We start from the raw sequence: 9,785 nt of genomic DNA on the forward strand, positions 1-9,785 counted from the left end.
TGCCGCGTGCGTAAATATCTTTTTAATCAGTATGACAAAAAAATTTCAGCAAACCCGCCTTGATCTGAGTGAATTACCTTCAAGCGGGCAAATTTATGAACGACCTTTCATGGCTTCTACAAGAGCTTTAACACTATCTACAGATTTCTTTAATTCTGCTTTTTCACTTTCAGTGAGTTCTACCTCAATTATTTCTTCAACTCCATTAGAACCAAGTTTAACCGGAACACCAACAAACATGTTCCGGATGCCGTATTCTCCTTCAAGATAAGCGGAACAGGGCATGATTTTCTTTTTATCTTTAAGTATGGCTTCGGCCATTTCTCTGATTGCGCTGGCAGGAGCGTAATAAGCGCTACCTGTCTTGAGTAAATTTGTAATTTCCGCGCCGCCATTACGAGTTCTTTCTATTATTGCATTAAGTCTTTCATTGTTAATAAATTTCGTCACGGGAATGCCTGCCACGCTGGTAAAGCGGGGAAGTGGCACCATGGTATCTCCGTGACCGCCAAGGACAAAAGCCTGAATATTTTCAATTGAAACACCTATTTCCATGGCAATGAACGCTGCAAACCTGGAGGAATCCAGAACTCCGGCCATACCTATGATCCTGTTCTTGGGAAACCCGCTGGCCTCATGAGCTACATGGCACATAGCATCCAGCGGATTAGTCACTATAATCAAGATGGCATCAGGCGCTATAGGAGCAACCTTTTTAACCAAAGAACTGATAATATCCTGGTTGGTAAAGAGGAGATCATCTCTGCTCATACCCGGTTTTCTGGGAATACCGGCAGTAATAACAACAATGTCCGAACATTTTATATCATTAAAATCATTGGTAAATTTGCAGTTGAATCTAAAGACAGGCGCAGCCTCCGCCATGTCCAACGCTTTGCCCTTGGTCATATCTTCCAGCATATCAACGAGCACTATATCCGCAATGTCCAATTCAGCAAGATACATGGCCGCAGTAGCACCAACGTTTCCTGCGCCAAGAAATGATACCTTTTTTCTCATTAAATCTCCCCCTTCTTTAGGTATTTACAGTAAGCGAAGATTGCACAAGCATATTTATTAAAAACTTCATGCAACCTCATATTCTTAGCAAAGATAGTGCCAACCAATAAATTGTCACTTTTTACAATGTTTTTATTTATATATCAGCTTAGACCTTTTTACGATCTTTGGCATGATCGTTTCCAATTGGGGAATAATTAGTCATAAGTGTCCCTTAAGAAGCCCTATCTATCTTATTAAGACTAATAGGCCTAGAAATTATAGGATTAATTACAAGATATATGAATTAAGGATAGTTTATATTATTTTTGAGTTCAGTTAATTCCAAAAATTAAGCAAATTCAGCTACATGTATTTTCCCTGCGAATTAATCTCCGGATTTCAATTTTTAGCAATAGACTCATACGTATAATTAACTAATTCCAGTTATTGGACATTACTTCTGTTCGGCCAAGAGAAATTTCCAAATTAATAAACAAATTGGCCCATGCACCGCAGGGCGCATGGGCCTAAAATTATAAAAAAATCAATTCCCTTTGAAGTTCGGTTCTCTTTTTTCGAGAAACGCACCAAATCCTTCGACAATGTCATTACTCTTCATGCACACTTCCAATACGTACGATTCGTAATCAAGGGCCTGTGCCAGGTCCCACTGCTGAAAGTTCTGGAGTCCGCGTTTGGCAAAGGCAATGGGTATGGGAGCATTCTTGGCGATGCGCAGGGCAAATTGTTTTACTGAATTTTCAAATTCTTCATGTGGATACACTTTGTTGACTAAACCGATGCGAAATGCTTCCGCAGAGTCAATAATCTCTGCAGAAAAAATAAGTTCGGCAGCCTTGGAATAACCAACAAGACGCGGCAGAAAATAGACACCTCCCCAGTCCGGGTGTACCCCTCTCTTGGTAAAAATCTGGCTGAACCTGGCCTTCTCGCTCGCTAATCTGATATCGCAGGAAAGAGCCAGATTGCAGCCGCCTCCCGCGGCAATACCATTCACTGCAGCAATAACCGGCTTTTCCATCCTGTTGATTGCAAGCACCGCTTTGCACATGGCGTGTCTCTCATTGGATACCGTAGGTGCCAGGGCTTTGGTAGTGCCTGCCCCAAATTCTCCAACGTCTCCACCGGTGCAAAATGCCTTACCTGCCCCGGTAATCACCACAACCCGAACATCCTTATCAACAGCAACACCTTCCAGAACCTCGACGATCTCCTGGCGCATCTTGCCGCCAAAAGCATTCATCCTTTCAGGTCTGTTCAGAGTGATGAAAGCTATATTATCCGCCACATTAAGAAGTACATGATCCCAACTCATAATTTTCCTCCTGAAGTCATTTTATTGAGCACATCCAAAACTGACCTTGTACCATTTATCATTTTGGAAAGCACTTCGCTTACAGAACTTACGTCATGGATAAGTCCTGCGACCTGCCCGCATGGCATTACAGCTGTATGCTTATTACCGCCTTCGCCCACATACAGGGCATCTGCATTTCCCTGCTGTGCCATAACCTGATCAGTTTTTGCCTCACCAATTACAGTAGCTTGCTCTATAATTTCATTTTTAAGTATCCGTATCGGCATAGCCTCCTTGCCGAGAACAACGGTTGAAGTCAGATCCGCAGCGCAGAGTGATTCTTTAAAAAATGGTGGCACAGGGCATTCATTGGTGGCCACAAACCGGGTTCCTATTTCGACGCCTTCCGCGCCAAGAGCGAGCGCGGCGAGCAGGCCGTTTGCATCAGCGATACCGCCGGATGCTATCACAGGGATTTTCAATGACTGGGCAAGCACAGGAATAAGACAAAAAGTCGTTATGCCTTCGCGTCCGATATGTCCCCCTGCTTCATATCCCATGGCCACGACAGCATCAACCCCCGCCGCCTCTGCTTTGCGTGCCATTGATAAGTTGGACACTTTATGAATTACCTTCAAACCGGCCGACTTTATTTTATCTATGAATTTGGCAGGATCTCCGGCAGAGGTGTAAATTGTCTTTATTCCCATGTCTATTGATACTTCAAGAGCATCCAGGGCATTGGATCTGTAAACAGGAATGTTTACCCCTACGGGCTTATTAGTCAGGGATTGAGCCAGTTTAATTTCTTCGATTAGTTTCTCTCTGGAGAGACCCGAAGCTCCTATCACACCGAACCCGCCGGCATTCGATAGGCAGGCAGCCATACTGCCCAGGGTTATGAGCCTCATGGGACCCAATATTATCGGGTAGTCACATCCGAGCAATTCCGTGATACGGTTTTTCCAACCTTTTTCCATTTTATTATTCCTCCGAATATAATGCTTTGAGCTCTGATTTCTTCACCTTCATTGTTCCAGTGAGCGGCAATTCTTTCATGAATTTGAACTTTGTCGGATATTTGTACTTGGCAACTTTATCCTTCAAGAATTCGATGATCTCTCTTTCCGTGATCGTCTCATTAGAAGTCGTAACAATGAACGCTTTCCCTGTCTCTCCCCATTTATTATCAGGTACTCCGATAATTGCTGCCATCGATATCATGGGATGAGTCATTAATACTTTTTCCACTTCTGCCGGATAAACGTTTTCGCCACCACTGCGGTACATGTCTTTTGCCCTGTCTACAATATAGAAGTATCCTTCTTCGTCGACGTATCCCAGATCGCCGGTATGTAGGACGCCCTTTACTATCGTACTAGCGGTTTCTTCCGGTTTACCCCAGTATCCGCTCATGACGGTTGGTCCTTTTGCACATATCTCGCCGATCTCACCCGGAGGAAGACGTTTACCGTTTCCGTCACTAATCCAGACATCCGTAAAAAAACCCGGCTTCCCTATGGAGCCCATTTTTCTTTGGATATCCTCTTTGGGCAGCAACATCATAGCGGAGTTTTCAGTCTGGCCAAATCCCTGTTGCAAATGGAGATTGCGTTTGGCAAGTTCCTCAAAAAGACTCGGTGGAGTACGCTCTCCTCCACCTACCACACGACGAACTGAGCTGACATCGACCTCGTCGAGTTTACCGGTTTCCAGAATAAGACGCCACATAGTGGTTAGTGCAAAAACAATAGTGCCCCTGTACCTCTGAATATCTTCGGCAAATTCATTCGGATCGAATCCTCTTCGCATGATCATTGTCAAGCCACCACACAAAGCCGGTGTCGCAACAATGAATAAGCCGCCGGAGTGGAACAGAGGCATTTGCGCTATAATCACATCCTCTGGCTGACCATCCGTATATATTCCCACCTGGAAGTTTTTAAAGTAGGTCTGTAGATGCGATACAACAGCGCCTTTAGGTTTGCCGGTAACTCCGGAAGTATAGATTATGGCAAGAGGGTCATCCAAGTCTACCGGATTTTCCACACAAGGTTCCGAAACAGGCTGTCCATCGACGATCTTGTGGTAATCATCCGCCCAATCAGGACATGGTGGGGACTGGAATCCAGGAGGAAGTTTGTTTCCGCTGGGCAAAAAGATAAACTTGCCCTGCTCAACTTTGAGCTTGCTCCTTATAAGATCAATGCTTCCCAAAAAAGTGTCATGGAATGCCAGCAAACGCACACCACTGTCATTGAGTTGGTATTCAAGCTCCGGCCCCACCAGGCGCCAGTTTAGCGGCACCAGGACAGCTCCCAGCTTGGCACATGCAAAATATACCTCCAGAAACTCAATACAGTTGAGCATGACCAATCCCACCCGGTCACCATTTTTGATGCCCTTTTTCTCCAGCATGTGTGCGACCTTGTTGATTCCTTCATTCAGCTTCCGATAGGTGACAGGAATATCTTCAAAGATGATTGCAACTTTTTCGGGTGACGTTAATGCTCTTTTATAAGGAATGCATCCAATGCTCCAATCCGCCGACATGAATCTTTACTCCTTACTTTTGTTATCATTTTCTTTCTTGTACTTTTTTGATCAGCAACATAATGCCGATCTCTAGGGACTTGGCCGTGCATCCCTGACTAAAATATTAAGACCAGGGATACATCATTATTTCCCTTTAAAATCTGGTTTACGCTTTTCGAAGAAGGCAATCATACCTTCTTTAATGTCATCAGAGTTAAATGCTTCATGTATGATAGCGTCTGCTTCGGCTGTCTGTTCTTCCGTAAGGCGCATACGCTCCTTGAACATGCCCATGATCCTTTTTGTACCTTTAACCGTAAGTGGGGCATTGACCGCTATTTCTGCCGCAAGCTCATAGGTAACTTTTTGCAGTTCTTCCGGTTTGACAAGACGGTCGGCCAGACCCATCTGAAGCACTTCTGCTCCTTTATATGTTCTGGCTGTAAAAAAGATTTCACGGGTTCTTGCCATGCCGACCACATCGATAAATTGTCTGAGACCATCCGGATGATAGACCAAGCCTAATTTTGCGGGCGGCATGCCAACACTGATATCGGACTGCGCAATCCTTATGTCACAACACATGCACATGTTAAGTCCGGCACCGAATGCATATCCGTTCATCATGGCAATGGTGGGACAGGGAAATTCTTCCACACTTTTCATTGCCAGTTCCAATGGATTATGGGCCCTTATAAGTTTAATCGTTTCAGGACTCATATCGGTAGGCATTTCGGTCGGAATGGATCCAATTTCATATCCTGAGGAAAACGCTTTTCCTGTTCCGCCGGTAATGATGACAACGCGCACCTCATTTGACTTGCTCCATTCTTGAAGCGTATTGTGGATCATCATAAGTAAATCCGGAGAAAGAGAATTTTTCCGTTCCGGTCTGTTAAATGTAAGTGTACCGATGCCAGCTTTCAATTCAGTTAAAAGGATTGCTTGTTTGTTCATGAATTCTCCCGTATCAATTTTAAGTATATATTTTAAACCCCGATAAACGGGATAAGTATGTTAATGAGTTTGTTTTATTACATGAAACAAACTCAAACATTACTAATGTGTTATGAATTTGCTAAATTCCCTGTCCAAAGTCGAGAATCGGACGGGCTTCCACAATATCAAATAACACAAGGTGCATAAGAATGTCGGCCCCGCCCCCGATTCGAGCTCTGATTTTTTCTTTGACCTCATTAAATTTTTCACCTTCATCCTGAATAGTGCGAACTTTCATGTAGAGTCTGCAACCTTCGGTGGCCATACCGGTCTTGCCGTGGAGCATCACTATACATGCGGCCTGGGGGTTTTCTTTCAGGTTGCTGAACGACCGGTTGTCGCCCAGCATAACCAGCACTGAGGAATCATCCATGAGCTGATATGAACCGAACATGGCTACATTTACTTTTCCGGATTTATCCGAAGTGGCCAGAAGGTTGGCCTTACTTTCGGCCTGCAAGCATTTCTTTACCGTATCACTTATCTTCATTGCTTTATCTCCTTTCTTGTTTGTCAGCCGAAGCTGATTAATCTTCATTGTTACTATCGCTGCCTTTTTTGAAGGCTGCATTCACCAACTTGACCTTATCTGCCTATTCATTAATATTCGAAAGATTTTAGATAATTTTCACAGTTTCATTCAGGCGCATCACAACTTTCATCTTTTAAAAGAATATTGCCACGGGTGCTTTTACTGCCGAGCAACCGGGACGATTTCATAAAAGACCATCGCAGTAATCTCTCCACGGCATGGGGCAACTGCCGGAAACTCTGTATGAATTGGATTGTATTACCGTACTGATCACGCATAACAGATAGGTCTTTGCAGCCGCAGCCCAGCGTGATCAGCGTGATATGTTCCTGATGGCAAAAATCAATGCCGGCCTGTACAGGCAGCCCTAAATTGGATTCGCCGTCTGTCACATGGATCAGGAGTTTGCGGCGTTTGTCCCGAGGCATGCTCAGGGCTGCAGCTATGATGGCCTGGCCCGAAGCAGTCTGACCATAGGGCGGCAATGACAGCAGCCTGTCTCCTTTAATCAAGTTGGAAATCATCAGGACACCATCCATCTCGAAATAGCCATAGGCGAGGAAATGATTACGGTAGCCGACCAGAGCGCTATGAATGGCAGCGACTGTATTCTCGACCATGCGCCATTTTGTACCGGTCATCGATCCGCTGGCATCTGCCAGAAGTGTAACGTTCCAATCCATAGCCGGCCGGCTCTCAATTGCCTTGAAACAGCGACCAGTACTGGCTGCACGGTAGAGACGCCGGGTATCAATCCGGCCCGCATTTAAACCACGGCTGGTTATCTTCTCCCGTTCGGAATATCCTAAAAACAACAGCTTCAGGCGTCCGACAAGTCCCCTGTCTATTACGGGGTGAGCCGGGATGTGAAAGTCCCAACGTGAAGTCGGCACTACTTCCTGTGTTCCCGCCGCTTCCGCAATGAGTGCTGTGATGTCTGTGGACGAAGCAGCCAACTGTATCTCAATGGCTCGTTGCAATTCCGGTTCCAAGGGTGTTGCTCCCTTTGAAGAAGCTTTGCCAGGCGCTACCGGGGGCGCCTCTCCATTGGAAAACCACGCCATGCGCTTATTGTTAAGAATGAATCCATCCAACATTGGAGCGACTCGTTCCCAAGTAGCACGATAAAGCTTTGCCCTATGTTCGCAGCGTTGAGTAACTCCCCCGCCGTCCCAAGCCACGTCTTTGAGATGTTCTGTCAATTCTTTCAACACCACCAAAGACTTTGTATAAACTTCGTCCGCTATTTTACAATTTTTGTTCCAGGTTATGGCCCACCATAATTTCATCAAGGCATCGACCGATGGACGCCCTGAAAAAGAAACCCTCAAGTGCCTGGCCCTGGCCGCAGCCAGATATAATCCCAAGTTTCCCCTGATGGTATTTTCGATATAAATATCTTCAGCTGTTTCGACAAGCCTATGCAGACGCGGTAGATCGGCCATTCGCAAATCGTCTTGCTTGAGGCAACGCCACATATGCTCAGTCCACGCCACCTGATGCAGAGCCTCATGGATGACAATGCCAGCCACCTGGTCAAACTGTGCGGCAGGCACAGGGTAATGACCCATTACCGTATCAGGATCTACGATGATGGTTGAATCATTGCCACCGGCTAAACCGGCATAGGCGACTGTACCTATATTATCTCCCAGATAACCGGTAATTTTGCGCAGTGCACCGAGTAGATTGGCCAGCTCCACAGACTCTACGGTTGAGGTGTTACGCCGCCAGTAGGAGGAAAGCCCCTCCTGAACAGGAGATTTAGTGGGATTAGAATATTCTAAACCTGCCACTATTGACTCCTCAATAGGGTTGATACTCATTGCCGCCGTGTTCCTTAAGACCCAGTTCTACATGCAGAGAAAGCAGTACCGTCTCCAAAATATTTTTATTCATCTGCAGGCTGTGGATGAAGGCTTGTTTAACCGATGCTCCGCAATGCACCATTTCAGCAATCATCAAAGTATGCCGGGTGGAAATTATCATGGGTTCGTGTTTGTTGCCCCGCAGGCGATTTGCCACATTGACGATGGTGAGTGCGGTGGCTTCGTCTACACCGCCTTTGAGATGTAGAACTTTAGTCTCCATCTCTTGCGGCAGGTAATCCAGCGCAGTGACATAGAAGCGGTCACTTAGCGCCGCATCGAGCATCTCTGTTCCGACAAATTCCTCTCCCTCGTTCAAGGTAGCAAAGAAAACAACACCTGGAGCCACTTTGATCTCACCCAGTTCATCAATAAAGACTCTCCTGTCTTCAGCTAGAATCGAAAACAACATGTTCAAGGCTTTAGGATGTTCCGGACGATTAATTTCCTCCAAATGAATGACGCAACCCGGGGTTTGAATAGCCTGGGGAAAAAGAAATTCCTGATAATAAGTTTTGCCGTCTTTGAGCCTGTGTTCGCCGAAGAGCTGACCCGGTTCGGAAAGTATTCCAACCTGAAAGGTTGCCAGCGGCCTTCGTTGGCGTGCGGCAAACTGTCGTACAAGTGTCGACTTACCACAACCCTGTTTTCCAGCTACAAGGCAATTAACCGGATGACGATCAGATAGTTTGGCTATCATTTTTAAATTAGCGATCACTTCGCCCGGCAGGAAAAAATGCGCCTCGGCCTCGGGTATAGCCAAACCCGGATCAAAGCGCCCGGTTCGTTTCTGTGATGTGGCCTTGTGTCCGCTCATCCATCCTCCTTCTTCAGCGGCCTCCAGAGGCCGCATCTTATCCATAGCCTTATATGAGGCCATGATGATTGTGCTATAAGGACGAGGCAGGAACTTCCCCTCGTCCTTATATAAATAAATCGCGCTGCCGCTCCTTTAAGAATTGGTCCAGAGCCGGAATATTCCAGCGCCTATTCATCGAATACAACTGTTCGAGAAGGTTCTTGGCTTCCGCCATGACCTGCGGGTCCGGGCTCTTGACTATTCCGGCGAGCCTTTCCGAAAGTTCCTGCATCTTAAGTTCTTCATTCTCCAAGCCCTCGGCACGCGAGAACAGGCATCGGGCTCCGCAGGCTGGACATCGCCGCAGATCCGACTCTCCACAAGCCGGTCACCCGGCTTGGCATAGATAAGTGAACTCAAGATAACTGGCCGTATGGCCGCAAACATGACAAGTCATATCCATAACCGCACCTCCTGGTATGGAAACTCTTAGTTAACCGATAACTTATCAAACTTTAATCTGTTGCCAAACCCTCGATGCCAGCCGACTTGCCCCAGGGAGCTTCACCCAAACCAACCTTCTGTTTGATCGTACCGGTCAGCTCATCGACAGCCAGCCATGCCTGGCAGTTGGGACACTGCCGTAAAGTGAGCGATGAATCGATCCGGGCATTGTACAGGTAACGGAATTTATCCTGAGGACCATCGAAATTACATTCTACGCATTTCATA

9 protein-coding genes and 1 pseudogene are annotated in these 9,785 nt (G+C 46.2%); all 10 read right to left on the reverse strand.

What is annotated here, in order from left to right:
• Positions 1 to 93: 93 nt before the first annotated feature.
• The 10 genes and pseudogenes from mdh to CVU62_10050 all read right to left on the reverse strand — a co-directional run bounded on the left by mdh (position 94) and on the right by CVU62_10050 (position 9,784).
• Positions 94 to 1,020 carry a malate dehydrogenase gene (gene mdh, locus CVU62_10005; GenBank protein PKN38035.1) on the reverse strand — a complete coding sequence of 309 codons (927 nt, stop codon included), beginning with the start codon at positions 1,018 to 1,020 and terminating at the stop codon, positions 94 to 96.
• Between the two features lie 526 nt (positions 1,021 to 1,546).
• Positions 1,547 to 2,338, reverse strand: a complete 792-nt coding sequence (locus CVU62_10010; GenBank protein ID PKN38036.1) for a hypothetical protein — start codon at positions 2,336 to 2,338, stop codon at positions 1,547 to 1,549.
• A complete protein-coding gene (locus CVU62_10015) occupies positions 2,335 to 3,300 on the reverse strand; it encodes a 2-nitropropane dioxygenase (GenBank protein PKN38037.1) in 966 nt (321 codons plus the stop codon). Before CVU62_10015 ends, CVU62_10010 begins: the two co-directional genes overlap by 4 nt.
• 4 nt (positions 3,301 to 3,304) lie before the next feature.
• Positions 3,305 to 4,873 (reverse strand): AMP-dependent synthetase, encoded by a 1,569-nt coding sequence (locus CVU62_10020; protein PKN38038.1) that lies wholly within the window; start codon positions 4,871 to 4,873, stop codon positions 3,305 to 3,307.
• A 126-nt stretch (positions 4,874 to 4,999) separates the two neighbouring features.
• A complete protein-coding gene (locus CVU62_10025) occupies positions 5,000 to 5,812 on the reverse strand; it encodes an enoyl-CoA hydratase (protein PKN38039.1) in 813 nt (270 codons plus the stop codon).
• Between the two features lie 121 nt (positions 5,813 to 5,933).
• Positions 5,934 to 6,425 (reverse strand): pyridoxamine 5-phosphate oxidase, encoded by a 492-nt coding sequence (locus tag CVU62_10030; protein ID PKN38040.1) that lies wholly within the window; start codon positions 6,423 to 6,425, stop codon positions 5,934 to 5,936.
• A gap of 65 nt (positions 6,426 to 6,490) precedes the next feature.
• Positions 6,491 to 8,182: a VWA domain-containing protein gene (locus CVU62_10035; GenBank protein ID PKN38041.1), complete on the reverse strand. Its 1,692-nt coding sequence runs from the start codon at positions 8,180 to 8,182 to the stop codon at positions 6,491 to 6,493.
• 10 nt (positions 8,183 to 8,192) lie between these two features.
• Positions 8,193 to 9,071, reverse strand: coding sequence for a CbbQ/NirQ/NorQ/GpvN family protein (locus CVU62_10040; GenBank protein ID PKN38074.1), 879 nt, complete (start codon positions 9,069 to 9,071; stop codon positions 8,193 to 8,195).
• 106 nt (positions 9,072 to 9,177) lie between these two features.
• A pseudogene (locus CVU62_10045) lies at positions 9,178 to 9,516 on the reverse strand (hypothetical protein).
• 52 nt (positions 9,517 to 9,568) lie between these two features.
• A complete protein-coding gene (locus CVU62_10050) occupies positions 9,569 to 9,784 on the reverse strand; it encodes a hypothetical protein (protein PKN38042.1) in 216 nt (71 codons plus the stop codon).
• Position 9,785: the final 1 nt, after the last annotated feature.

The organism is Deltaproteobacteria bacterium HGW-Deltaproteobacteria-2 (assembly GCA_002840505.1).
GTDB lineage: Bacteria > Desulfobacterota > Syntrophia > Syntrophales > Smithellaceae > Smithella.

Excerpts from the sequence above, each read along its gene's own strand:
- mdh (PKN38035.1), bottom strand. The coding sequence starts at position 1,020 with ATGAGAAAAAAGGTATCATTTCTTGGCGCAGGAAACGTTGGTGCTACT.
- CVU62_10010 (PKN38036.1), bottom strand. The coding sequence starts at position 2,338 with ATGAGTTGGGATCATGTACTTCTTAATGTGGCGGATAATATAGCTTTC.
- CVU62_10015 (PKN38037.1), bottom strand. The coding sequence starts at position 3,300 with ATGGAAAAAGGTTGGAAAAACCGTATCACGGAATTGCTCGGATGTGAC.
- CVU62_10020 (PKN38038.1), bottom strand. The coding sequence starts at position 4,873 with ATGTCGGCGGATTGGAGCATTGGATGCATTCCTTATAAAAGAGCATTA.
- CVU62_10025 (PKN38039.1), bottom strand. The coding sequence starts at position 5,812 with ATGAACAAACAAGCAATCCTTTTAACTGAATTGAAAGCTGGCATCGGT.
- CVU62_10030 (PKN38040.1), bottom strand. The coding sequence starts at position 6,425 with ATGCAGCCTTCAAAAAAGGCAGCGATAGTAACAATGAAGATTAATCAG.
- CVU62_10040 (PKN38074.1), bottom strand. The coding sequence starts at position 9,071 with ATGAGCGGACACAAGGCCACATCACAGAAACGAACCGGGCGCTTTGAT.
- CVU62_10050 (PKN38042.1), bottom strand. The coding sequence starts at position 9,784 with ATGAAATGCGTAGAATGTAATTTCGATGGTCCTCAGGATAAATTCCGT.